Genomic DNA, 23547 nt, shown 5'->3' on the forward strand with positions numbered 1-23547 from the left:
AGGCTGCGCCTAGGCTGACCTCGTGGACCGGCGGATCTTCGGGATCGAGAACGAGTACGGCGTGACGTGCACGTTCAAGGGTCAGCGCCGTCTCAGCCCGGACGAGGTGGCGCGCTACCTGTTCCGGAAGGTCGTCAGCTGGGGACGCAGCAGCAACGTCTTCCTGCGCAACGGCGCCCGGCTCTACCTCGACGTCGGGAGCCATCCCGAGTACGCCACCCCCGAGTGCGACGACGTGATCGAGCTGGTCACCCACGACAAGGCGGGGGAGCGGGTCCTGGAGGGTCTGCTCCTCGACGCGGAGCAGCGGCTCCACGACGAGGGCATCGCCGGCGAGATCTACCTGTTCAAGAACAACACCGACTCCGCGGGGAACTCCTACGGCTGCCACGAGAACTACCTGGTCAGCCGGGCGGGCGAGTTCTCCCGGCTCGCCGACGTGCTGATCCCGTTCCTGGTGACCCGGCAGATCGTGGTCGGGGCGGGCAAGATCACCCAGACGCCGCGCGGTGCCAGCTACAGCGTGTCCCAGCGTGCCGAGCACATCTGGGAGGGCGTCTCCAGCGCGACCACCCGCAGCCGCCCGATCATCAACACCCGCGACGAGCCGCACGCCGACGCCGAGAAGTACCGCCGGCTGCACGTCATCGTCGGCGACTCCAACATGAGCGAGACCACGACGATGCTCAAGGTCGCCAGCTGCGATCTGGTACTCCGGATGATCGAGGAGGGCGTGGTGATGCGCGACCTCACGATGGAGAACCCGATCCGGGCGATCCGGGAGATCTCCCACGACGTCACCGGTCGCCGCAAGATCCGGCTGGCCAACGGCCGCGAGGCCAGCGCGCTGGACATCCAGCAGGAGTACCTCACGAAGGCCCGCGACTTCGTCGACCGCCGCGAGATCAGCACGCCGCTGATCGAGCGGGCGCTCGACCTCTGGGAGCGCGGCCTGAAGGCGGTCGAGTCCGACGACCTCGGCCTGGTCGACCGCGAGATCGACTGGGTGATCAAGTGGAAGCTCATCGACCGCTACCGGGCCAAGCACGGCCTGCCCCTGGGCCATCCCCGGATCGCCCAGCTCGATCTGGCCTACCACGACATCCACCGTGGCCGCGGGCTCTACTACCTGCTGGAGAAGCGGGGCGCGGTCGCCCGGGTGACCACCGACCTGAAGGTCTTCGAGGCCAAGTCGGTGCCGCCGCAGACCACCCGGGCCCGGCTGCGCGGCGAGTTCATCCGCCGCGCCCAGGAGCGCCGCCGCGACTTCACGGTCGACTGGGTCCACCTCAAGCTCAACGACCAGGCCCAGCGCACCGTTTTGTGCAAGGACCCGTTCCGAGCCCACGACGAGCGGGTCCAGCGGCTCATCGACGGCATGTGAGGCTCGTTCGTTGCGGTTTGGTCACCAACTGCAACCGGATGAGCCCCAGGAGTGTCGTTGGTGACCAAACCACAGTCCCCAGCGACCACCGGGCGGACCCGCGATCAGACTCCGCTCAGGGTTGGCGGCTAGTCTGAGCGCCGCTGTCCCAGCACCCAACTGCGAAGGTTGAACTCAGTGTTTCGACGTCCCCGCCGTCTCTCGGCCGTCCTGCTCCCGCTGGTCCTGGCCACCATGCTGGCCACCACGCTGGTCGCGTGCGGCTCCGACTCCTCCGACGGCGACTCCTCGTCGTCGTCCGACAGCCTGCACGGGATCACCGTGACCGGTGACCTCGGCAGCGGGCCGGAGGTGAAGTGGGACGGCAAGCTCGACGTCGACAAGACCGAGACCACGGTGCTCACCGAGGGCGACGGAGACGTGGTCAAGGACGGCGACAAGGTCCAGGTCAACCTCTGGATCGGCAACGGCTTCACCCAGGAGGAGGCCTACAGCAGCTACGCCGAGGGCGGCCAGGAGGAGACCGTGACGGCCAGCGACCAGCTGGCGCCGGTGTTCAAGGACGCCGTGCTCGGCCAGAAGCTCGGCTCCCGGGTCGCCGTCACCGCGACCGGCGCGGACGCGTTCGGCGAGGCGGGCAACACCTCGATCGGGATCGCTCCCACCGACACGGTGCTGATCATCGTGGACCTGATGGAGATGTACCAGCCGCCGACGCCGAAGGACGTGCCGTCGGCCCAGCTGCCGGGGATCGTGGAGAAGAAGGGCGAGCCGGTCGCGCTCGACTTCAAGGGCATCGACGAGCCGAAGGCCGACGGCGACCTGCTGCGCAGCGTCGTCAAGGAGGGCAAGGGAACGACGGTCACCACCGACATGACCGTGACGGCCAACTACCTCGGCATGGTGTACGGCGCCAAGAAGCCCTTCGACGAGAGCTACTCCAAGGACCCGGTGCCGTTCGCGCTCTCGCAGGTCGTGCAGGGCTGGACCTACGGCCTCGAGGGCCTCAAGGTCGGCAGCCGGGTACTCCTCCAGATCCCGCCGGCCCTCGGGTACGGCGCATCCGAGCAGAGCGGCATCCCGGCGAACAGCACGCTGTACTTCGTCGTCGACATCATCGACGCCAAGTAGCGCCCGACACCCGGACGCGCGAGGATCAGCAGCATGGCGGTGGCGAAGAGCGAACGACTGCTCAACCTGCTCATCATGCTGCTGGTCCAGCGCCACTACGTCCCCAAGGACCGGATCCGGGCGATCCTCTACCCGGACTCCAGCACCGAGGCGTTCGAGAAGATGTTCGAGCGTGACAAGGAGGAGCTGCGCAGCCTGGGGGTCCCGATCGAGGTCGGCAACATGGACGCCTACTTCGACGACGAGCCGGGCTACCGGATCCGCCCCGACGAGTTCGCGCTGCCCGACATCTCGCTGACCGCCGACGAGGCCGCCGTCATCGGCCTGGCGACCCGGGTCTGGGAGCACGCCCGGCTGGCCGAGGCGACCACCGAGGCGGTCCGCAAGCTGACCGCCCTGGGCCTGCCGCTCGACGTGAGCGCGCTGGACATCGCCCAGCCGCGCCTGAGCGCGGACGAGCCCTCCTTCGACCTCTTCTGGGAGGCGATCCAGGAGCGGATCCCGGTCGAGTTCGAGTACCGCCGCCCGGGCGCCACCGCCGCGACCACCCGGCACCTCCAGCCGTGGGGCGTCGTGCGCTACTCCGGCCGCTGGTACGTCGTCGGCCTGGACACCGACCGCGACGAGGAGCGGGTCTTCCGTCTCTCACGGGTGCAGGGCGAGGCCCGCAGGGCCGGGCAGCCCGGCTCGTACGACGTCCCGCCGGGCACCGACGTCCGCGCCACGACCATGCGGCTGGCCCCCGAGCCGACCACCGGCCGTGCCGTGCTGCTCGTGCGCGAGGGCTCCGGGCTCGCGCTGCGCCGCGACGCCGAGTCCGTGGAGCCGGGCGTCGCCGGGCCGGACGAGCGCACCGGCTGGGACCGGGTCGTGACCAGCAGGGGCGGCACCGGTGCCGCCGACGAGGTGCTCGGCTACGGCCCCGACGTGTACGTCGAGGAGCCGGAGGCGCTGCGCGAGGCGGTCGTGCACCGGCTGCGCGCGATCGTGGGGGAGGCGTCGTGAGCACCCCGTCCGCCAGCGGCGCCAAGGACCAGGTCGCCCGGCTGCTCACCCTGGTCCCGTTCCTCCACTCCCACGACGGGGTCCGCCTCGACGACGCGGCCGCGGCGCTGGGCGTCGCACCGGGGCAGCTGCTCAGCGACCTCAAGGTGCTGCTCATGTGTGGGCTGCCCGGGGGTTACCCCGACGACCTGATCGACGTCGATCTGGACGCGCTGGAGGGCCCTGAGGCCGACGGCGTGATCCGGGTGTCGAACGCCGACTACCTGTCCCGGCCGCTGCGGCTGACCCCCACCGAGGCGACCGCGATCATCGTCGCGCTGCGCGCCCTGCGCTCGGGCGCCCGCGAGGAGACCCGCGAGGTCGTCGACCGGGCGCTCACCAAGCTCGAGGCGGCCGCCACTGAGGGCTCGGCGGCCCGCCAGATCGACCCGGGGGAGGTGGATCTCGAGCGCCTCGACCAGGTCCGCCTGGAGGCCGACCTGCACGACGCGGTCGCCCGGCAGCGCCAGGTCCGGCTCATCTACTTCGTCCCCTCTCGCGATGAGCAGTCCGAGCGCACCGTCGACCCGCGGGGCATCGTCTCTGCGCACGGGTTCACCTACCTCGATGCCTGGTGCCACAGCGCCCGGGCGCCGCGGCTGTTCCGGCTCGACCGGATCCGCGAGGCCGCGGTGCTCGACACGCCTGTCAGCACCGCGCCGGAGCCGCCGCGCGACCTCTCCGAGGGCCTGTTCAAGAGGGCCGAGGACACCACGCTGGTCACCCTCCGCGTGGAGCCTCCGGCCCGCTGGATCGTCGAGTACTACCCGGTCGAGGCGGTGCGACCCGGCCCGGGTGCGGCACTCGACGTCGACCTGCTCATCGCCGACGAGCGCTGGCTCCAGCGACTGTTGCTCCGCCTGGCACCCCACGCCCGGGTGCTGAGCCCCACCGAGCTCGACCAGGCGTTCACCCGCCGGGCGCGCGCCACCCTCAGCCTTTACGCCTGACCCGGCGTACCATGAGAACGTCACCATCCAGCCCGTGAGGACACACATGCTTCCGCTCGCCATCGGCGGCCTCGGCACGACCGAGCTGCTCATCATCCTGGCTGTCATCATCCTGCTCTTCGGCGCCGCGAAGCTCCCCGAGCTGGCCCGCGGCAGCGGGCGGGCGCTGCGGATCTTCAAGGCCGAGACCAAGGGCCTGATGGACGACGACCAGGACGACGTCACCAAGACCCCCGAGCAGCGCGAGCTCGAGTCCCGGCAGGCCGAGCTGGACCGCCGCCAGGCGGACCTGGACGCGGAGCGGGACCGCCTGCAGCGTCCCGACGGCGCCTGAGCGCACCCGCCCGTTGTCCCTCAGCGGCGTCTTCGACTACTTCTCCGGCCGACCCCGCCACCCGGTGGGTGCCGACGGCCGGATGGCCCTCTCGGACCACCTGCGCGAGTTGCGCGCCCGGCTGCTCAAGTCGGTGCTCTTCCTCGTCCTGACGTTCGCGATCGCGCTCTTCTTCTTCGACCGTCCCCACGACGGTCTGCTCGGGCTCGTGCTCGGGCCCTACAACGACGCGCGTGCGATGCTCGGCGAGAAGGTCCAGACGAAGGCGTACGTCGCGGGCGCCACCGGCCCGCTGATGCTGCAGCTCAAGCTGTGCGGCGTCGCCGCGATCGTCGCCTCCAGCCCCTACTGGCTCTACCAGATCTGGGCCTTCGTCGTGCCCGGCCTGCACGACCAGGAGCGGAAGTGGACCCGGATCTTCGCCGCCATCGCCGGCCCGCTCTTCATCGTCGGCGTCGGCACCGGCTACTACGTGCTGCCGCGCGGCCTGGAGGTCCTGATCGGGTTCACCCCCGCAGGCCTGGACAACCTGGTGGAGTTCGGCGACTACTTCTCCTTCCTGACCCGGATGCTGCTGGTCTTCGGCATCGCCTTCGAGATCCCACTGTTCGTGGTCATGCTCAACCTCGCCGGGGTCGTCTCCGGCAAGGCACTCGGCCGGTACCGGCCCTGGATCATCCTCGGTACCTTCGTGTTCGCCGCCGTCGCGACCCCGTCCACCGACCCCTTCTCGATGACGATGCTCGCCATCCCGATGCTGGTCCTGTTCCTCGTCGCCGAGATCATCGCGCGAGCCGTCGATCGGGCGCGCGGCCGCAGCCGGCAGGCGACCGACCAGTGGGCCGACGACGAGGCGTCACCGCTGTGACCGCACCGGCGGGCTTCGACGCGGTCGACCCGTTCGACCTGCCCGACTGGCTCGGGGTCTCGGACGTGACCTGGGCCCCCGAGACCGGCGTCCGCCGCGGGCACGCGGTGACGGGCCTGCTCACCAGCCCCGGCCAGGAGCCGATCCGGTGCGACCTGCTCGCGGTCGACCCTGCGTACCCCGCCACCGTGGCCCCCGAGACGGTGCGCCACGACGCGCACCAGGCCTGGCGGTACGGCCAGGTGCTCCTCGTCGGCCGCGACGGCCGCCTGACGCTCGCAGTCCCGGGCACCGGGTTCACCGCCGACCTGGTCCTCGAGGCGGTCGGCCGGCTGGCGCTCGCGGTCGGCGCCTCGGTCGAGCGCTACTCCGTGCTGCTGCGGATCGGCGCCGAGAGGCCCTAGTCTCACCCGCGTGACCGACCGGGACATCGCGCTGCTGACGAACCCCACCGCGGGCAAGGGTCGCGGGGCCCGCTACCGCGACGCCGCCCTGGCGCACCTGCGCGCCGCGGGGCTGACCGTCCGCAACCTGACCGGGCGCGACGCCGACGAGTCCCAGGACCTCGCGCACCAGGCCGTCGCGGACGGCGTCGACGCGCTGGTGATCGTCGGCGGCGACGGCATGGTGCACCTCGCGGTGCAGGCGCTCGCCGGCACCGGCATCCCGCTCGGGCTGGTACCGGCCGGCACCGGCAACGACGTCGCCCGCTACTTCGACGTGCCCCGCAGGGACCCCCGGGCGGCCGCCGACGTCGTGATCGGCGGGCGCACCCGGGTGGTGGACCTGGCGCGCAGCGGCCGCCAGTACTACCTCACCGTGCTCGCCGCCGGCTTCGACGCGATCGTCAACGAGCGGGCCAACAAGATGACCTGGCCCAAGGGCCAGATGCGCTACAACCTGGCGACGCTCGCCGAGCTGCGCACCTTCGAGCCGATCCCGTACACCCTCGACCTCGACGGCGTCGCGCACCACCTCGAGGCGATGCTGGTCGCCGTCGGCAACGGCCCGTCGTTCGGTGGCGGACTGCGGATCACCGAGGGGGCGCTCCTCGACGACGGGCTGCTGGACGTGGTGATCATCAAGCCGATGAGCAAGGCCGGCCTGATCCGCACCTACCCCAAGCTGTTCAAGGGCACCCACGTGACCCACCCGCAGTACGAGCACCACCGGGTCCGCACGATCACCGTCGCCGCACCGGGCATCGTGTCCTACGCCGACGGGGAGCGCTTCGGGCCGCTGCCGCTGACCGTGGAGTGTGCGCCCGGCGCGTTGACCGTCCTCACGTAGGTTGGGCTCATGAGCAGCGCCTCGGACGACCGCAGCCCGTCCGAGCGGTACGCCGAGTACCGCACCGATCGCAAGCACCCCGTGCTCCGGGACTTCCGGGCCCTCTACGGCTTCGACCTCGACGACTTCCAGGTGCGGAGCTGCCAGGCGATCGAGGCGGGTCGCGGGGTACTGGTCGCCGCCCCGACCGGCTCCGGCAAGACGATCGTGGGCGAGTTCGCGATCCACCTGGCGCTGCAGACCGGGCGCAAGGCGTTCTACACGACCCCGATCAAGGCCCTCTCGAACCAGAAGTACAACGACCTGGTCGCCCGGTACGGGCCCGACCAGGTCGGCCTGCTCACCGGCGACAACGTCGTCAACGGCGAGGCGCCCGTCGTCGTGATGACCACCGAGGTGCTGCGCAACATGCTGTACGCCGGGTCCCGCACCCTGCTCGGCCTCGGGTTCGTCGTCATGGACGAGGTGCACTACCTCGCCGACCGCTCCCGGGGCGCCGTGTGGGAGGAGGTCATCATCCACCTCCCCGAGTCGGTGTCCCTGGTCTCGCTGTCGGCCACCGTGTCGAACGCCGAGGAGTTCGGGGAGTGGCTGGAGACCGTGCGCGGCGACACGACGACGATCGTCGAGGAGCGGCGCCCGGTGCCGCTCTACCAGCACGTGATGGTGGGCCGCCGGCTGCTCGACCTGTTCGCATCCTCCGACGTCGACGCCGCCGCCGGGTTCGTCAAGGAGGGCGCCCCGGTCAACGACGAGCTGGTGAAGGTCGCCCGGGACGACTGGGCCAGCAGCCGGATCAAGGACCGGCGCAACCCGCGCGGCCGGTCCAAGCCGGGGCAGCGCAACGTCGGCAACGGGCGCCGGGTCTGGATCCCCAGCCGACCCGAGGTCATCGACCGCCTCGACCGCGAGCGCCTGCTCCCCGCGATCGTCTTCATCTTCAGTCGGGTGGGCTGCGACGCCGCGGTGACCCAGTGCCTCAACGCGGGCGTGCGGCTCACCTCGCCGGAGGAGCGGGACACGATCTACGCCTACGTCGAGGAGGCCTGCAGCGACCTGCCCGCCGACGACCTCCACGTGCTGGGCTACCACGACTTCCTCGACGGCCTGACCCGCGGCGTCGCGGCCCACCACGCGGGCATGCTGCCGGCGTTCAAGCAGTGCGTGGAGGAGCTGTTCGTGCGCGGCCTGTGCAAGGTCGTGTTCGCCACCGAGACGCTCGCGCTGGGCATCAACATGCCGGCGCGCACCGTGGTGATCGAGAAGCTCACCAAGTGGAACGGCGAGACGCACGCCGACATCACGCCGGGGGAGTACACCCAGCTCACCGGCCGCGCGGGACGGCGCGGCCTGGACGTCGAGGGCCACGGGGTCGTGCTCTGGCAGCCCGGGATGAACCCCCGCGAGCTCGCCGGCCTCGCCTCCACGCGCACCTACCCGCTCCGGTCGTCCTTCCGCCCGTCGTACAACATGGCGGTCAACCTCGTGCACCAGTTCGGCCGCGAGCGCTCCCGCGAGCTGCTGGAGCAGTCCTTCGCCCAGTTCCAGGCCGACAAGGCCGTGGTCGGTCTGGCCCGACAGCTGCGCAAGAGCGAGGACGCGCTCGAGGGCTACCGGGACGCCGCGACCTGCCACCTCGGCGACTTCATGGAGTACGCCGGGCTCCGCCGCCGGGTCGGCGAGGTCGAGAAGGGCGCCAGCCGCACGCGCCGTGCCGACCAGCGCGAGGCCGCCATCGAGTCGCTGCGCGCGCTCCGGCCCGGGGACGTGATCGAGGTGCCGACCGGCAAGTTCGCCGGCTTCGCGGTCGTGGTCGACCCCGGCTGGTCGGCCGAGGGCCCCCGTCCGTACGTCGTCACCGCGGATCGGCAGGCCCGCCGGCTGGCGATGATCGACTTCCCCACGCCGGTGACGGCGCTCGCCCGGGTGAAGGTCCCCAAGAGCTTCAACGGGCGCAACCCGCAGATGCGTCGCGACCTGGCCTCGGCGCTGCGCTCCCGCACCCACGACCTCACCCCGCCCCCACCCGGCCGCTCGTCGGGTCGGTCGGCGGGCGGCCGCGACCAGGTCCGCACCGCTGCCGACGAGGAGATCGCGCTGCTGCGCGCCGAGATCAAGGCGCATCCCTGCCACGAGTGCCCCGAGCGCGAGGACCACGCGCGGTGGGCGGAGCGGTACTTCAAGCTCGACCGGGACGCCCAGACCCTCAAGCGGCGGGTCGAGCAGCGCACGAACACCGTGGCCCGTCAGTTCGACCGGGTGTGCGAGGTGCTGGCCGCGCTCGGCTACCTCAGCGGCGACGGCGCCGACGCCCGGGTCACCGAGCGCGGCAGCCGTCTCCGGCGCCTGTACTCCGACATGGACCTGCTCGCCGCCGAGTCGATGCGGCACGGGCTCTGGGACGCGCTCTCGCCCTCCGAGCTGGCCGCGGCCCTCTCGGTGCTGGTCTTCGAGGCGCGCCGGCCCGACGACGCGTCCTCGCCCCGGATCCCCGGCGGCGCGGTGCGTGAGGTGGTCGGCGAGATGGTCCGGCTCTGGGGCAGCCTGGAGGCGCTCGAGCGCGAGCACAAGCTCGACTTCCTGCGCCAGCCCGACCTCGGCTTCGCGTGGGTCGCCTACCGCTGGGCGGAGGGCGACGACCTCGACGACGTCCTGGTCGTCAGCGACCTCGCGGCCGGCGACTTCGTGCGCTGGATGAAGCAGCTGCTCGACCTGGCGGGGCAGGTCGCCGATGCGGCCGGACCGACGCCGTTGCGCGACACCGCGCGGGAGGTGGTCCGCCGGCTGCGTCGCGGCGTGGTGGCCTACTCCTCGCTCGCCGACGACGCGTGAGTCGGGGCCCGGGCCGGGTCAGCGACCGGGGGAGCGGGCCGCCTGCTCGATGGGGACGTCGCCGTTCACGACGTTCCACTGCTGGCCGATGCTGCTCGGCACGTCCAGCACCGCGGCCAGCACGGCGGCGGTGTCGGCGCGGGTGACCTCGCCGCGGGCGACCCCCGGGCCGAGGGCGACGTGCCCGGTGGCCGGCTCGTCGGTGAGCCGGCCGGGGCGCAGGATCGTCCAGTCCAGGCCGCTGGCGCGCAGGGCGGCGTCGGCGTCGCGCTTGGCCTCGACGTACGCCCGCCAGACGTCGCCGGTGTCGGCGTCCAGCGGGTCGTCCACCCCGATCGCGGACACCTGCACGAGGCGGCGGATCCCGGCCGCCCGGGCGGCCTCGATCGACTTCAGCGAGCCCTCGAGATCGACGGTGCGCTTGCGCTCGACGTTGCCGTCGGGGCCGCCGCCCGCGGCGAAGACGACGGCGTCGCAGCCGGCGAACGCGGCCGCGAACTCCGCCGCGCCCTGGTGCTCGATGTCGAGCATCCGCACCTCGGCGCCGCGGCCCTCCAGCTCCTCGCGGTAGGCCTCGTTCCGCACCAGCGCGACCGGGTCGTGGTCCGCACGTCGGAGCAGGGGGACGAGCTGCCGGGCGATCTGGCCGTGGCCGCCGACGATGGCGATGCGAGTCATGTCCTTCACCGTACGAGCGGCCCGGTTGTCGTTTGGTCACCAACCGCAGTCAGGAACCGGCCAGATCTGTCGTTGGTGACCAAACCGCGGCGATCAGCGACCCACGAGCACGTCGGTGAGCCGCTGGACCGGGCTCTCGATGCCCCACCGCTGGGCGAGATCGGCGACGCGCGGCAGGTCACGGGGCTCGGCCGGGAGGCGGGTGTCGGCCGGGCCGAGGTCGAGGTCGCGGGCCACGGCGACCACCTGGGGCGCGACCTCGAGGTACGCCGAGGCCGCCTTGATCTTCCCCCGCGGGCCGGGCCCCATGTCGGAGTCGGGGTCGAGGGCGGCCGCGACGATCCCGTCCATGTCGCCGAAGCGACCCAGCAGGGTCGCGGCCGTCTTCTCCCCGACGCCGGCCACGCCGGGCAGCCCGTCCGAGGCGTCGCCGCGCAGGGTGGCGAAGTCGGCGTACTGCCGGGCGTCGATGCCGTACTTCGCGCGCACCCACTCGTTGGTCACCCGCTCGTGGTTGCCCACCCCGCGGGCGATGTAGAGCACGCGGACATCGGCGTCGTCGTCGACGAGCTGGAAGAGGTCCCGGTCGCCGGTCACGACGTCGACCGGCTGCCGCGCCTGCGTGGCCAGCGAGCCGATGACGTCGTCGGCCTCGTAGCCGTCCGCCCCGAGCACGCAGATCCCGAACGCCTCGAGCATCTCGCGGATGATCGGGACCTGCACCTCCAGCGGATCGGGCACCTCCTCGACGTCCGGCGCGCCGGTGCGCTCGGCCTCGACTCGGTGCGCCTTGTACGACGGCAGCAGGTCGACCCGCCACTGGGGGCGCCAGTCGTTGTCCCAGCAGGCGACCAGGTGGGTCGGCCGGTAGTCGGCGACCAGCCGCGAGATGAAGTCGAGCAGCCCACGCACGGCGTTGACCGGAGTGCCGTCCGGCGCCAGGATCTCGGGGACCCCGAAGAAGGCCCGGAAGTACATCGAGGCGGAGTCGAGAAGCATCAGTCGCCCGGGCTGGTCCACGACCCGCATCCTGCCACGCGACGCTACGCTGAGCGCCGTGAGCCAGTCCGAACTCGAAGGCACCGACCGCAAGATCCTCGAGCTTCTCGCGAAGGACGGCCGGATGTCGTTCACCGACCTCGGCAAGGCCACCGGCCTGTCGACGTCGGCCGTCCACCAGCGGGTCAAGCGTCTCGAGGGACGCGGCCTGATCCGGGGCTACGGCGCGGTCATCGACCACGAGCAGCTCGGCCTTCCGCTCACGGCCTTCATCTCGATCCGGCCGATCGACCCCTCGCAGCCCGACGACTCGCCCGAGCGGGTCCGCACCATCCCCGAGATCGAGTCGTGCTGGTCGGTTGCCGGCGACGAGTCCTACATCCTCAAGGTCCGGGTGGCCACCCCGACCGACCTGGAGGACCTGCTCGCGCGGATCCGCGCGTCGGCCAACGTGTCGACCCGCACCACCATCGTGCTCTCGACGCCGTTCGAGGGCCGCTCGGCCATCTGAGGGCCGTCGCGGCGGCCGGACGCCGCCCGGGGATCAGTCCAGGGCGTGCTCGGCCCACCACGCCTGGCCGGCCGGCGGCAGGGTGTGGATCGGGTCGTAGTACTCGTAGGTCCGGGTGAGCGCGTCCGACTGCTCGCTCTCGATCGAGGTGCGGTAGTTCTTGGTCCAGTACGAGATGCCGCGCTCGGTGTCGTAGTCGGCGAGCTGGTGCACCCAGCGCTTCCCGACGAACGGCACGTCGCACACGATGCGGGGCGTCGCGAAGCCGGGGAGGTAGCCCATGATGTGGTGCTGCAGCCGCTGCGCGTCGGCGACCGAGACCCGCCAGTGCTCCGAGAACGGGATCATGTCGCACATGTAGAAGTAGTAGGGCATGATCTGCGCGCCGTCGAGCAGGCGGAAGCACAGGTCGAGCAGGGCGTCCGGGCCGGCGTTGACGCCGTTGAGCAGCACGCCCTGGTTGCGTACGTCGCGCACCCCGGCCTCGAACATCGCCGCGGTGGCGTCGGCGACCAGCGGGGTGATCGAGTTGGCGTGGTTGGCGTGGGTGTGGATCGCGATCGAGACGCCGCGGGCCCGCGCGGTGCCGGCGACGCGGGCCATGCCGGCGCGCACGTCGTCCTGGAGCCAGTGCTGGGGCAGGCCCACCAGCGCCTTGGTCGCGAGCCGGATGTCGCGGATGTTCTCGATCTCCAGCAGCCGGGTCAGGAAGTCCTCGAGCCGGGGCCAGGGCAGGTTGGCGACGTCGCCGCCGGAGACGACCACGTCGCGCACCTGCGGCGTCCGGCGCAGGTAGTCCAGCATGTCGCCGAGCCGGTCGTTCGGCTTGGCCACGAACTTCAGCTTGTCGATCGTCGGCGTGGAGTTGCCGACCAGGTCCATCCGGGTGCAGTGGCCGCAGTACTGCGGGCAGGTCGGCAGCAGCTCGGCGAGCACCTTGGTCGGGTAGCGGTGGGTCAGCCCCTCGGCCACCCACATGTCGTGCTCGTGCAGCGAGTCGCGCGTGGCGTGCGGGTGCGAGGGCCAGTCGGTGCGTCGGTCGGAGAACACCGGGATCATGTAGTGCCGGACCGGGTCGGCGTAGAACCCATCGGTCAACGAGCCCGGACCGGCTGGCACCTGGTCGGGCACCATCGTGTTCATCATCTGCGGGGGCACCAGCATCGACATCGTGGCGCGCTCGGCCTGGTCGCGCTCGAGGTCGGCGTAGAACCGCTCGTCGACCAGGTCGCCGAGCAGCTCGCGCAGCTGCCGCAGGTTCTTCACGCAGTGGGCGCGCTGCCACTGCACCGAATCCCACTCGGCGCGGGTCACGTCGCGCCAGCCGGGGAAGCGGGTCCAGTCCGGCTCGACGAGCTCGGTGCGCCGGTACGGGTAGGGCTGGCCGCTGCGTGCCTCGACCTCGGCGACGGAGGTCTCGATGCTCGTGTTCGTGGTCATCGTGGTGCTCCTCGGTTGGCACAGGGGGGGACGACGTCGGGAGGACGGGTGGCGCGTCGGTTGTGTCCGGCCCGCCTCGTCTGCCAGAGTAGGAGAAGATCATACGGTCTGTCCAAAGGCACACCGGATCTCTTCCTGCCACAATACCGTTTCATCGGAGGATGCGCCGTGTCGACGCCTCGGATCAGTGACCCCACCGGACTGCACCGGGTGCTCGACGACGTACCCGGCGGGGGAGCGCGGCTCCCGCAGGCCGCCGAGCGGCTGGACACCCGCCGCGAGCTGTGGCCCGACGAGGTCCGGGTGCGCGTGGAGCGGCTGAACCTCGACGCCGCGTCGTACCGCCAGCTGGAGCGCACGCACTCCCTCGACGGCCGGGTCGACGGCGACGCGCTCCGGGCCGCGGTCCTCGACATCGTCGCGCGCCGCGGCAAGATGCAGAACCCCGAGACCGGCTCCGGCGGCATGCTGGTCGGCACGGTCGAGGAGGTCGGTCCCGACTCGCCGCTCGGCCTGACGGTCGGCGACCGGGTCGCCACCCTGGTCTCGCTCACGCTGACGCCGCTGGTCATCGAGGACGGCCTGGCCCGGTGGGACGGGCTGGGGGAGCAGGTGCCCTGTGACGGGTACGCCGTGCTCTTCGGGCGATCGATCGCGGCCGTGCTGCCCGATGACCTGCCTGCCGAGCTCAGCCTCTCGGTGATGGACGTGTGCGGCGCCCCGGCGCTGACCGCCCGGGTCGTCGCGTCCTATGACGCCCCCGTGGTCGCCGTGGTCGGCGGTGCCGGAAAGTCCGGCTCGCTGAGCCTGGCCGCCGCCCGCCGGGCCGGCGCGCGGCACACGATCGGGATCGTCCCGCACGAGGCCGAGGCCGCGCTGCTGCGCGAGGCCGACCTGGCCGACGAGGTCGTGATCGCCGACGCGCGGGACGCGATCGGGCTGCGCGACGCCACAGCGAAGGCCGGCGGCCCGGCCGACGTCACGGTCGTGTGCGTCGACGTCCCCGGCTGCGAGGGCGGCGCGATCCTGGCCACCGCGGACCGGGGGACGGTGCTGTTCTTCTCCATGGCCACGTCGTTCTCGGGCGCTGCGCTCGGCGCGGAGGGCCTCGCCGCCGACGTCACGATGCTGATCGGCAACGGCTACGCACCCGGGCACGCGGCGTACGCCCTCGAGCTGCTCCGCGACGTCCCAGGCGTGCGCGGCCTCTTCGAAAGGAGGCTCGGATGAGCAGGGCCCGCGGGAAGCTCGACCTGGACCCGGCCACGGTCCGGCAGGCCCGGAGCCTCGCCCGCAAGGCCGGCCGCCCGATCGTGACGATGGCGAAGCGGCACACGACGGTCTCCGTCGAGCGCGCGACGCTCCGGCTGGCCGGACTGCAGGGCGCCGACCCGGACGGCACGCCGTGGGTCAACCGGCTCCTCGAGTCGGTCCGCGCGGACCTCGACCAGGACGGCGGCCTCGCGCACGGGGTCGCCCTGCCGGTCTGGGACGCGCTGCTGCGCGGCGAGGCCGACGACCTCGCCGCCCTCGCCGAGAAGGCGTCGGCCGGCTCGGTGCGGTTCCGGCTCCCGGAAGGCAAGGACGCCGACCGGGCTCGACGCGCGGCGCGCACGCAGGTCCAGCGCGGCATCCGGCAGATCGACCGCCGCCGTGCCGAGCGCGACCGCCTGATCCGCCGCTACGGCGACGCCCCGCGCAAGCCGTGGATCTACCTGATCGTCGCGACCGGCGACATCTACGAGGACATCCCGCAGGCCCGGGCCGCCGCCCGGGCCGGGGCCGACGTGATCGCCGTGATCCGGTCCACCGGCCAGAGCCTGCTGGACTTCGTGCCCGAGGGCGCGACCCGCGAGGGCTTCGCCGGCACCTACGCCACCCAGGAGAACTTCCGGCTGATGCGGGCCGCGCTCGACGAGTCGAGCCGCGAGCTGGGCCGCTACGTGCGGCTCACCAACTACGCGTCGGGCCTGTGCATGCCGGAGATCGCCGCCCTGGCCGGGCTGGAGCGCCTGGACATGATGCTCAACGACTCGATGTACGGGATCCTGTTCCGCGACATCAACCCGGTGCGCACGTTCGTCGACCAGCGGTTCAGCCGCCAGGTGCACGCCCGTGCGGGGATCATCATCAACACCGGTGAGGACAACTACCTCACCACCGCCGACGCGGTCGAGGCCGCGCACACGGTCACCACCAGCCAGCTGCTCAACGAGTACTTCGCCAAGGAGGCCGGCCTCGAAGACTGGCAGCTCGGCCTCGGGCACGCCTTCGAGATCGACCCCGAGGTCCCCGACTCCTTCCGTCTCGAGCTGGCGCATGCGCTCCTGGCACGCGAGCTCTTCCCCGACGCGCCGTTGAAGTGGATGCCGCCGACCCGGCACATGACCGGCGACGTGTTCCGCGGCTACCTGCTCGACGGGTTCTTCAACCTGGTCGGCGCCCTCACGGGCCAGGGCATCCTGCTGGTCGGGATGATGACCGAGGCGGTCGTGACCCCGTGGATCTCCGACCGCGACCTGGCGCTGCAGAACGTGCGGTACGTGATGAACGCGGCCGGCGACCTGCACCGGGACTTCCGGCCCGAGCCCGACGGGTTCATCGTGCAGCGCGCCCGCCAGGTGCTCGCCGAGTCGATCGACCTGCTCGACCGGATCGTGGACGACACGCTGCTGAACGCCATCGCGGACGGCACCTTCGGGCTGATGAAGCGGCCCGCGGACGCCGGCAGGGGCCTCGAGGGCGTCGCCCCGAAGTCCGCGGTGTATTACAACCCCGCCAGCGAGATCCTCGAGGCCGATGGGATGGTGCACCGATGAGCGAGCTCGTCCGACCGTACGGCGACACCACCGGCGACGGCATGGTGCAGATCAGCTTCACCCTGCCCGTCGACGGCCGCGGCGAGAGCGCCCGGCGCGCCGAGGGCGCCGCGGCGCAGCTGGCCAACAAGATGGGCCTCGACCCGGCCCTCGTGGTGCACACCAGGCCGATGGGGCCGGACTTCACGTTCTTCGTGGTCTACGGCCGGGTCCAGCACCTGGTGAACCTCGACGAGGTGACCGTCGTCGAACGCGACTACCCGCTGCTCAGCCCCAAGGAGGCGAACGCCGCGATCAAGCGCGCGCTGCGCCGCCGGCTGACCGTCGTCGGTGCCTGCATCGGCACCGACGCCCACACGGTCGGCATCGACGCGATCCTCAACATCAAGGGCTTCGCCGGCGAGAAGGGCCTGGAGTACTACCGCGAGGTCAAGGTGGTCAACCTCGGCGCCCAGGTGTCGGTGCCCCAGCTGGTCGAGCGGGCCCGCGCCGAGAAGGCCGACGCCGTGCTGGTCTCGCAGGTCGTCACCCAGCGCGACGCGCACCTGCTCAACACCCGCGAGATGTCCGCGGCGTTCCGGGAGGCCTACCCCGCGGACCGACGTCCGCTCCTGGTCGTCGGCGGGCCGCGCTTCGACGAGTCGATGGCCGGCGACCTGGGCGTCGACCGGATCTTCGTCCGCGGTACGACGCCGACCGAGGTCGCGTCGTACCTCGTCCACCGGCTGGCAGCGAAGGGAGCCGCAGCATGACCACCCCGCCCCCCGAGGTCGGCGTCCGCGTCACCCATCGGCGCTACGTGCCGTACTCGCACGCCCACTACGCCGGCAACCTGGTCGACGGCGCCTACAGCCTCGGGCTCTTCGGCGACGTCGCCACCGAGATGTGCATCCGCACCGACGGCGACGAGGGACTGTTCGCGTCGTACTCCGACGTGCAGTTCCGCGCCCCGGTGCGCGCCGGCGACGTCCTGGAGATCACCGCCGAGCTGACCCGGGTCGGCACCCGCTCCCGGGTGCTCGACCTCGCCGTCCACGTCGTCGCCCGGGGCGCCGCGACCGACGAGCGCCCGGGCGCGGCCGAGCTGCTCGCCGAGCCGATCCTGGCGACCACAGCCACCGGCACGGTGGTCGTCCCCGCCTGAACGGCCCCGGGGCGTCCTCCTCTCGGCGCGTCCCGCCCCGACACGCCGCGACGCAGGCAAATTCGAAGGATTTTCGGCGCCCGGGCCAGGTCCGTGACCTGCGACTTCGCACGTTCTCGCAGGTCATCGGACGGTTGACAGGCGAGCGCCCAGCGATCCACTGTGGGCCGTCCGTTCATGCAGATCGTGGCCGGCGAACCGACGTCCGAGTGGCCGGGTCGAGGATGGCAGTGCCAACCATCCGTCCGCCCTGGTTCGCGGAGGTCGGTCCGCTCCGCGAGGACGGATACGGAAGGGACCCGCGTCCCCTAGACAACAGACACGTTCTCGGCACCCAGTCGGCGTCGTGCTGGACCGAAGGGTGCGGGACCCTTCCGTGATCTGCAGAGGGATCGGAGCAGCGCCTGCATGGGGGAGAGCCGGTCCGGCGAACGCCGGACCGGTATTTTCGTCTCGTGCCCGCCCGCCTGCTCCTCGCCGTCCTCTCGGGGGTGGCACTCTCCGTCGCCTTCGAGCCCGTCGCGGCGCCGGTGGTGATCCCGTTCGCGGTCGCCGGCTTCGTGCTCTCCGTGCGGGGGCTGCAGGCCCGCTCGGCCTGGCTGCCCGGCCTGCTGTTCGGGATCGGCTTCCAGTACGTGCTGCTGTTCTGGATGCGCGCGGTCGGTCCCGATGCCTGGCTGGCGCTGGCCACCGTCGAGGCGGCCTTCATCGCGCTGCTGGCCTCACTGACGGCGATCCTGTGCCGGAACCGCTGGTGGCCGCTGTGGGTCGCCGCCGCCTGGGTCGCGATCGAGGTGTGGCGCAGCGGCTGGCCGTTCAGCGGCATGCCGTGGGGGCGCCTCGCCTTCGCCGTGGTCGACACGCCGGTCGCGAAGGCGCTGCCCTGGGTCGGCTCGGTCGGCGTCAGCTTCCTGCTCGCCCTCAGCGGCACCCTGCTCGCCTGGATCTTCGTGGCCCGCGGGCGGGAGCGACGCGTGGCGGCGGGCGCGCTGCTGGCGCTCGTCCTCACGACCGCACTGCCGGTGGCCTTCCCCTGGCAGGCCGAGACCACGGGCGAGGCGACGGTCGCGGCCGTGCAGGGCGACGTCCCCGGCGACGGCGACGACATCCTGTACGACTTCCGGCAGGTCACCCAGAACCAGGTGGATGTGACCGTCGGGCTCGCGCGCGACGTGGCGGCCGGCACGGTGCCGCGGCCGGACTTCGTGCTCTGGCCGGAGAACTCCACCGCAATCGACCCGTTCCGGGACGCCCAGACCAACGGCGGCATCCGCACCGCCAGCGCCGCGATCGGGGTGCCCATCCTGGTCGGCGCCATCGTCGACGCAGGCCCCGAGCACGTGCTCAACCAGGGCATCGTCTGGGACCCGGTCACCGGGGCGGGGGACCGGTACACCAAGCGGCACCCGGTGCCCTTCGGCGAGTACATCCCGGCCCGTGAGCTCTTCACCCGCCAGTTCGGCCGGCTCGCCGAGATCCCACGCGACATGCTCTCCGGCACCCGCCGGACCCCGCTGCAGGTCGCGGGCATCGAGGTGGCCGACGCCATCTGCTTCGACGTGGCCTACGACGACGGCATCTACGCCCAGGTCAGCCGGGGCGCGCAGCTGCTCGTCGTGCAGACCAGCAACGCGACGTTCATCCACACCGACCAGATCGACCAGCAGTTCGCGATCACCCGGCTCCGGGCGATCGAGACGGGCCGCTGGCTGGCGGTCGCCTCGACCAACGGGGTCTCCGGCGTGATCGCCCCGGACGGCCACGTGGTCGCGAGCGCCGCGCCGCGCACCCAGCAGGTGCTCGTCGAGCAGGTCGGGCTGGTCGACGGCGTCACTCCGGCCGTGCGGCTCGGCGCCTGGCCGGGACGGTTCCTCATCGCGCTCGCCGCCCTCGGCCTGCTGTTCACGCTGGCTTCACGATGGCTCCCGTATCGTCGGGAGCGGGACCGGCGGCAGGCCGCGGACGGCCGGGCAGGCTCCGACCTCCCGGTCGCGGCCACGACTGCGAGTGGAGGGAAACCGGCAGGTGAGTGAGCCGTCAAGCGCACGGAGCATCGCGGGCCTCGGCCGCGTCGTCGTGGTGATCCCGACGTACAACGAGGCGAGCAACCTGGCCTGGATCGTGGGCCGGCTGCGCGCTGCGCAGCCGGACGTCGACGTACTGGTCGTCGATGACGGATCGCCGGACGGCACCGGCGCGATCGCCGACGAGCTGGCCCTCGCGGACCCGGCGGTGTCGGTCGTGCACCGCAGCGCCAAGGCCGGGCTCGGGGCGGCCTACCTGCACGGCTTCCGGGTCGCGCTGGCGGCGGGCTACGACGTGATCGGGGAGATGGACGCCGACGGCAGCCACCAGCCCGAGCAGCTCGGCCTGCTCCTGGAGGCGCTGCACGGCGCCGACCTCGTCATCGGCTCACGCTGGGTGCCGGGTGGATCGGTCGTCAACTGGCCGCGGCGGCGCGAGCTGCTCTCCCGCGGCGGCAACCTCTACGTCCGGATGCTGCTCGGCGTGCCCGTGCGCGACGCGACGGCGGGCTACCGGCTGTTCCGCCGGGCGACGCTGGAGAAGATCGACCTCGAGTCGGTGCAGTCCACCGGCTACGTCTTCCAGACCGACATGGTCTCCCGGACGCTCGGCGCCGGGCTGACGGTGCGCGAGGTGCCGATCGAGTTCGTCGAGCGGGTCCGCGGCGACTCGAAGATGAGCGGCGCCGTGGCCGTCGAGTCGCTCCGGCGGATCACCGCATGGGGTCTGCGGGAGCGCAGCGCCCAGGTGCGCCGGACCTGGGGACGCCGATGAGCAGGCGGCGCCGGCCCCTCGCCCTCCTGCTGGTGGCGCTGTTCATCGGGATGCCGCTGGTCGAGATCTACGTGCTCGTCCAGGTCGGCCAGGTGATCGGTGCCTGGTGGACGATCCTGCTGCTCGTGCTCGACAGCATCCTGGGCACCCTGCTGATCCGCCACGAGGGCGGCCGGGCCTGGCGCGCGCTGCGCGAGGCCCTCGGGGGCGGCCGGATGCCGGCCCGGGAGCTCGCCGACGGCGCGCTCATCCTGGTCGGCGGCACGTTGATGCTCGCACCGGGCTTCGTCACCGACGCGTTCGGGGTGCTGCTGATCCTGCCGGTGACCCGACCCCTGTTCCGCCGGCTCCTGGCCGGCCTGGTGTCACGCCGGGTGCTCGCCGGCGTCGTCGCAGATGCGACTCGCCCCGGACCCGGGCCCGAGGGGCCGGTCGTCCGGGGCGAGGTCGTCGACGAGTAGCGGGCGAGGGCTCCCCCCAGTCACGGGGGGCTCGACGCTGACGCGGCTGCGCTCAGGCAGTCGCCTTCCGCTTCTTCTGGTTCGCGCGGTGCAGGTGCGCGGGACCGATCTCCCCGTCGCGGAGCAGCTGCAGCCGCTCCTTGAGGATGTCCTCGAGCTCCTTCTCCGAGCGCCGCTCCAGGAGCATGTCCCAGTGGGTGCGAGCCGGCTTCTCCGCCTTGGCCTCGGGCAGGATGCCGGAGACGCTCAGCCCCTCGGCACCGCACCGCGGGCACTCCCAGACGGCCGGGACGTCGGCCTCGACCGACATCGTGATCTCGAACTCGTGCCCCTGGGGGCACCGGTAACCGACCTGCTGGCGAGCCGCGAACTCGATGCCGCGCTCATCCTCGAAACTCTGGCCCCCGAGCCGCGCTCCCCGCAATGTGCGCTCCGCCATGAGCCACCTCCCGAATTCTTGTCCCCCATGCATTGACCGAGACGGACGAACCCCGTGTTCGTGACAGCGTTCGTGACACCGGACTCCAGACTTCCATGTACCCAGCCGGGCGACGTCTCAACCCGTTCAACGGTACTGGCGCCGGCAAGATTCCCCGCATCGCCGGCTGGAACGCCCGCTCGGGCCGTTCCTGGCCGCCCCTGGACGCTCCTGGCCGCTCCTGGACGCTCTCAGACGACCTGGGGGAGCGGGTTGCCGGCCTCCCGGATGCCGCGGCGCGGGTCGACCCGCAGCAGGAACCCGATCCCGAGCACGAACAGCACGACCAGCGCGAGCAGTGCCGGTCGGTAGGAGTCGGCCCACTGGTGCACCAGGCCGAAGACCAGGGTCCCGACCCAGCTCGTCCCGCGCTCGCACGCCTGGTAGAGCGAGAAGTACTCCGCCTCCCGGCCCCGGGGGATCAGCTGGCTGTAGAAGGACCGGGACAGGGCCTGGGTGCCGCCCAGCACGATGCCGATCGCCACGGCGAGCAGCAGGAACATCGGGAGGTTCTCGTCGGGGATCAGCCAGCCGGCGACCACGACCAGCAGCCACACGACCAGGCCGCCGAGGATCACCCGGTACGCACCCCGGCCCCGGGCGACCCGCCCGAACCACAGCGCCCCGAGGATGCCCACGAACTGGACCACGAGGAACGCGAGTAGCACGGTGCTCTTCTCGAAGCCGAGCTGCTTCTCGCCGTAGACCGACGCGGCGTAGATCACCGTCTGGATGCCGTCGTTGTAGAACAGGTAGGCGACCAGGAACGTCATCGTGACCGGGTAGCGGCGCAGGTCCCTCAGGGTCCGCCACAGCTGGCCGAAGCTCGCCTGGAGCAGCCCGCCCGGCTCGGCGACGGGGTTCACCGGCGGGCGGGCGCGGATGCCCCGCACCGGGATGATCGTGAACACCGCCCACCACAGGCCGGCGCTGAGCAGGCTGATCCGGACGGCGAGCTCGGTGTCGTCGCTCAGCGCGGTGAGCAGTCCGAAGTTGATCGCGAGCAGGATGCCGCCGCCGAGGTAGCCGAGCGCCCACCCGCGCGAGGAGACCCGGTCGCGGTCGTCCGGGTCCGCGACCTCGACCAGCAGGGCGTCATACACCACCAGGCTGGCGCCGAGGAACAGGGTCGCGAGCAGCAGCAGCCCGGCTCCCAGCTGCCAGTTGCTGCCGGTGACCAGGAACATCAGCATCGCCATCACGCTTCCGGCCCAGGCGAAGCCACCCAGCAGCCGCGGCTTGTTGCCGCTGCGGTCGGCGATCGCGCCGACGACCGGGAGCACCACCGCCGAGAGGATCGTGGCCGCGGTGACGATGTAGAAGACCAGCGATCCGGCGGAGAGGCCGAGGCCGAGGACGTGGAGGTCCTCGGTGCACTTGAGCCCCTTGTCCTCGTCGGTGACGAAGCCGCAGGCGGACTTCTCCGCGACCGAGGTGAGATACGGCGCGAACAGCACCGCGGCGGTGGTCGTGACGTAGGCGCTGTTCGCCCAGTCGTACCAGTACCAGGCCTTCTGCTCGCGCTCCCGTCGCAGCGGCCCCAGGTCCGCAACGCCGCTGGCCGTCATGGCGCCTCCCTGTCCTGGCCCCGCCACTGGTTCCGCTCGGTGAGGACGGCCTTGAGTATGTCGGTCCGGTCGGTGAACAGTCCGTCGACGCCCCGCTCGAGCAGCACTCGCATCTCGTCGGGATCGTCGATGGTCCACACGTGGACGTGGCGGCCCGCGGCGTGTGCCCGGCGGACCAGGCCGGCGGTCGCGATCGTGACCCGCCCTCGGCGATGGGGGACCTGCAGGGCGGCGGACCGGCAGCGGCTGAGCAGGGCGGCCAGCCGGGCACTGGGGAGGAAGCGGAACAGGGCGATCTCGACCGGGGTGGCGGCGGTCGGCACCCGGTCGGCGGTGAGGCTGCGGAACAGCCGGATGCGGCGCGGCGAGAACGAGCCCACGAGGACCCGGCCCCAGGCCTGGCGGGCGGCGAGGAACTCCGCGAGGGCGGGCACGGCGCCGTCGGACTTGAGGTCGATGTTGAACCGGGCGTGCGGGAACGCGTCGAACAGCTCGGCCAGGGCCGGGACCGCCTCGCGGCCGCCGACCAGCGCCCGGCGTACCTCGGCGTGGGTGAGCGCGCCGATCTCCCCGCTGCAGTCGGTCACCCGGTCGAGCACGGTGTCGTGGAAGGCCAGCAGCACCCCGTCCCGGGTCACGTGCACGTCGGTCTCGAGGTAGTCGTAGCCGAGCGCGATCGCGTGCTGGAACGCCGCCAGGGTGTTCTCCAGGCCCTCGATCTCGGGGTGGTACGCGCCGCCGCGGTGGGCGAAGGCCAGAACGGGTCCGGGATCGTCGAGGTAGGCGTATCCGGTGCGGGGCGTGACCACGGGATGAG

General features: G+C 71.9%; 23 protein-coding genes. 17 read left to right on the forward strand and 6 right to left on the reverse strand.

All coding sequences use genetic code 11. From position 1 onward, the window contains the following. The first annotated feature begins 22 nt into the window (after positions 1-22). The 9 genes from pafA (at position 23) to QMC84_RS00935 (ending at position 9833) form a co-directional block, all read left to right on the forward strand. Positions 23-1384, forward strand: a complete 1362-nt coding sequence (pafA, locus tag QMC84_RS00895; RefSeq protein WP_300370703.1) for a Pup--protein ligase — start codon at positions 23-25, stop codon at positions 1382-1384. 177 nt (positions 1385-1561) lie between these two features. Beyond that, a complete protein-coding gene (locus QMC84_RS00900) occupies positions 1562-2515 on the forward strand; it encodes an FKBP-type peptidyl-prolyl cis-trans isomerase (protein ID WP_300370706.1) in 954 nt (317 codons plus the stop codon). Positions 2516-2548: 33 nt separating this feature from the next. Continuing rightward, the gene (locus QMC84_RS00905) at positions 2549-3520 is read left to right on the forward strand and encodes a WYL domain-containing protein (protein ID WP_300370709.1); all 972 of its coding nucleotides are present in this window, start codon (positions 2549-2551) and stop codon (positions 3518-3520) included. Then, on the forward strand, positions 3517-4509 hold the full coding sequence (locus QMC84_RS00910) for a WYL domain-containing protein (protein ID WP_300370712.1): 993 nt from the start codon (positions 3517-3519) through the stop codon (positions 4507-4509). The genes QMC84_RS00905 and QMC84_RS00910 overlap by 4 nt, the downstream gene beginning before the upstream one ends. Positions 4510-4543: 34 nt before the next feature. Further along, positions 4544-4843, forward strand: coding sequence for a Sec-independent protein translocase subunit TatA (gene tatA, locus QMC84_RS00915; protein ID WP_300370717.1), 300 nt, complete (start codon positions 4544-4546; stop codon positions 4841-4843). Between the two features lie 13 nt (positions 4844-4856). After that, positions 4857-5711 carry a twin-arginine translocase subunit TatC gene (gene tatC, locus QMC84_RS00920; RefSeq protein WP_300370720.1) on the forward strand — a complete coding sequence of 285 codons (855 nt, stop codon included), beginning with the start codon at positions 4857-4859 and terminating at the stop codon, positions 5709-5711. After that, positions 5708-6115: a hypothetical protein gene (locus tag QMC84_RS00925; RefSeq protein WP_300370722.1), complete on the forward strand. Its 408-nt coding sequence runs from the start codon at positions 5708-5710 to the stop codon at positions 6113-6115. Before tatC ends, QMC84_RS00925 begins: the two co-directional genes overlap by 4 nt. 10 nt (positions 6116-6125) lie before the next feature. Continuing rightward, entirely contained in the window at positions 6126-7001 is an 876-nt protein-coding gene (locus QMC84_RS00930) for a diacylglycerol kinase (protein WP_300370725.1), read from the forward strand. A gap of 9 nt (positions 7002-7010) precedes the next feature. Further along, positions 7011-9833, forward strand: coding sequence for a DEAD/DEAH box helicase (locus QMC84_RS00935; protein ID WP_300370728.1), 2823 nt, complete (start codon positions 7011-7013; stop codon positions 9831-9833). An 18-nt stretch (positions 9834-9851) separates the two neighbouring features. Here QMC84_RS00935 and QMC84_RS00940 read toward each other — a convergent pair whose 3' ends face one another. Further along, positions 9852-10511 (reverse strand): SDR family oxidoreductase, encoded by a 660-nt coding sequence (locus tag QMC84_RS00940; protein WP_300370730.1) that lies wholly within the window; start codon positions 10509-10511, stop codon positions 9852-9854. Between the two features lie 93 nt (positions 10512-10604). Continuing rightward, entirely contained in the window at positions 10605-11510 is a 906-nt protein-coding gene (locus QMC84_RS00945; protein ID WP_300371408.1) for a 5'-3' exonuclease, read from the reverse strand. 58 nt (positions 11511-11568) lie between these two features. Between QMC84_RS00945 and QMC84_RS00950 the strand changes: the two genes are divergently transcribed. Further along, entirely contained in the window at positions 11569-12021 is a 453-nt protein-coding gene (locus QMC84_RS00950) for an Lrp/AsnC family transcriptional regulator (RefSeq protein WP_300370733.1), read from the forward strand. 33 nt (positions 12022-12054) lie between these two features. Here QMC84_RS00950 and QMC84_RS00955 read toward each other — a convergent pair whose 3' ends face one another. After that, positions 12055-13461: a lysine 2,3-aminomutase gene (locus QMC84_RS00955; RefSeq protein ID WP_300370736.1), complete on the reverse strand. Its 1407-nt coding sequence runs from the start codon at positions 13459-13461 to the stop codon at positions 12055-12057. A gap of 168 nt (positions 13462-13629) precedes the next feature. Between QMC84_RS00955 and QMC84_RS00960 the strand changes: the two genes are divergently transcribed. The 7 genes from QMC84_RS00960 to QMC84_RS00990 all read left to right on the forward strand — a co-directional run bounded on the left by QMC84_RS00960 (position 13630) and on the right by QMC84_RS00990 (position 20684). After that, positions 13630-14691 (forward strand): L-erythro-3,5-diaminohexanoate dehydrogenase, encoded by a 1062-nt coding sequence (locus QMC84_RS00960; protein ID WP_300370739.1) that lies wholly within the window; start codon positions 13630-13632, stop codon positions 14689-14691. Continuing rightward, positions 14688-16280, forward strand: coding sequence for a lysine 5,6-aminomutase subunit alpha (locus QMC84_RS00965; RefSeq protein ID WP_300370742.1), 1593 nt, complete (start codon positions 14688-14690; stop codon positions 16278-16280). The genes QMC84_RS00960 and QMC84_RS00965 overlap by 4 nt, the downstream gene beginning before the upstream one ends. Beyond that, positions 16277-17032 carry an OAM dimerization domain-containing protein gene (locus QMC84_RS00970; protein ID WP_300370745.1) on the forward strand — a complete coding sequence of 252 codons (756 nt, stop codon included), beginning with the start codon at positions 16277-16279 and terminating at the stop codon, positions 17030-17032. Before QMC84_RS00965 ends, QMC84_RS00970 begins: the two co-directional genes overlap by 4 nt. Continuing rightward, positions 17029-17424 carry a hotdog domain-containing protein gene (locus QMC84_RS00975; RefSeq protein WP_300370747.1) on the forward strand — a complete coding sequence of 132 codons (396 nt, stop codon included), beginning with the start codon at positions 17029-17031 and terminating at the stop codon, positions 17422-17424. Before QMC84_RS00970 ends, QMC84_RS00975 begins: the two co-directional genes overlap by 4 nt. 455 nt (positions 17425-17879) lie before the next feature. Continuing rightward, a complete protein-coding gene (lnt, locus tag QMC84_RS00980; protein ID WP_300370751.1) occupies positions 17880-19457 on the forward strand; it encodes an apolipoprotein N-acyltransferase in 1578 nt (525 codons plus the stop codon). Then, complete coding sequence (locus QMC84_RS00985; RefSeq protein ID WP_300370754.1) at positions 19450-20223, forward strand: polyprenol monophosphomannose synthase; 774 nt, start codon at positions 19450-19452, stop codon at positions 20221-20223. The genes lnt and QMC84_RS00985 overlap by 8 nt, the downstream gene beginning before the upstream one ends. Then, on the forward strand, positions 20220-20684 hold the full coding sequence (locus QMC84_RS00990) for an FxsA family protein (protein ID WP_300370758.1): 465 nt from the start codon (positions 20220-20222) through the stop codon (positions 20682-20684). Before QMC84_RS00985 ends, QMC84_RS00990 begins: the two co-directional genes overlap by 4 nt. Positions 20685-20736: 52 nt before the next feature. On the opposite strand, the gene QMC84_RS00995 is transcribed toward QMC84_RS00990, so the two are convergent. The 3 genes from QMC84_RS00995 to QMC84_RS01005 all read right to left on the reverse strand — a co-directional run bounded on the left by QMC84_RS00995 (position 20737) and on the right by QMC84_RS01005 (position 23539). Further along, entirely contained in the window at positions 20737-21123 is a 387-nt protein-coding gene (locus QMC84_RS00995; protein ID WP_300370761.1) for an RNA polymerase-binding protein RbpA, read from the reverse strand. A gap of 230 nt (positions 21124-21353) precedes the next feature. Continuing rightward, positions 21354-22730 (reverse strand): MFS transporter, encoded by a 1377-nt coding sequence (locus QMC84_RS01000; RefSeq protein ID WP_300370764.1) that lies wholly within the window; start codon positions 22728-22730, stop codon positions 21354-21356. Further along, positions 22727-23539, reverse strand: a complete 813-nt coding sequence (locus QMC84_RS01005) for a glycerophosphodiester phosphodiesterase (RefSeq protein WP_300370767.1) — start codon at positions 23537-23539, stop codon at positions 22727-22729. The genes QMC84_RS01000 and QMC84_RS01005 overlap by 4 nt, the downstream gene beginning before the upstream one ends. Positions 23540-23547: the final 8 nt, after the last annotated feature.

The sequence above is a fragment of the Nocardioides sp. genome (assembly GCF_030019515.1).
GTDB lineage: Bacteria > Actinomycetota > Actinomycetes > Propionibacteriales > Nocardioidaceae > Nocardioides.

Bases quoted from the DNA above. Each gene is read 5' to 3' on its own strand.
- QMC84_RS00905 (WP_300370709.1), top strand. From the start codon at position 2,549: ATGGCGGTGGCGAAGAGCGAACGACTGCTCAACCTGCTCATCATGCTG.
- QMC84_RS00935 (WP_300370728.1), top strand. From the start codon at position 7,011: ATGAGCAGCGCCTCGGACGACCGCAGCCCGTCCGAGCGGTACGCCGAG.
- QMC84_RS00940 (WP_300370730.1), bottom strand. From the start codon at position 10,511: ATGACTCGCATCGCCATCGTCGGCGGCCACGGCCAGATCGCCCGGCAG.
- QMC84_RS00945 (WP_300371408.1), bottom strand. From the start codon at position 11,510: ATGCTTCTCGACTCCGCCTCGATGTACTTCCGGGCCTTCTTCGGGGTC.
- QMC84_RS00955 (WP_300370736.1), bottom strand. From the start codon at position 13,461: ATGACCACGAACACGAGCATCGAGACCTCCGTCGCCGAGGTCGAGGCA.
- QMC84_RS00965 (WP_300370742.1), top strand. From the start codon at position 14,688: ATGAGCAGGGCCCGCGGGAAGCTCGACCTGGACCCGGCCACGGTCCGG.
- QMC84_RS00970 (WP_300370745.1), top strand. From the start codon at position 16,277: ATGAGCGAGCTCGTCCGACCGTACGGCGACACCACCGGCGACGGCATG.
- QMC84_RS00975 (WP_300370747.1), top strand. From the start codon at position 17,029: ATGACCACCCCGCCCCCCGAGGTCGGCGTCCGCGTCACCCATCGGCGC.
- QMC84_RS00990 (WP_300370758.1), top strand. From the start codon at position 20,220: ATGAGCAGGCGGCGCCGGCCCCTCGCCCTCCTGCTGGTGGCGCTGTTC.
- QMC84_RS00995 (WP_300370761.1), bottom strand. From the start codon at position 21,123: ATGGCGGAGCGCACATTGCGGGGAGCGCGGCTCGGGGGCCAGAGTTTC.
- QMC84_RS01000 (WP_300370764.1), bottom strand. From the start codon at position 22,730: ATGACGGCCAGCGGCGTTGCGGACCTGGGGCCGCTGCGACGGGAGCGC.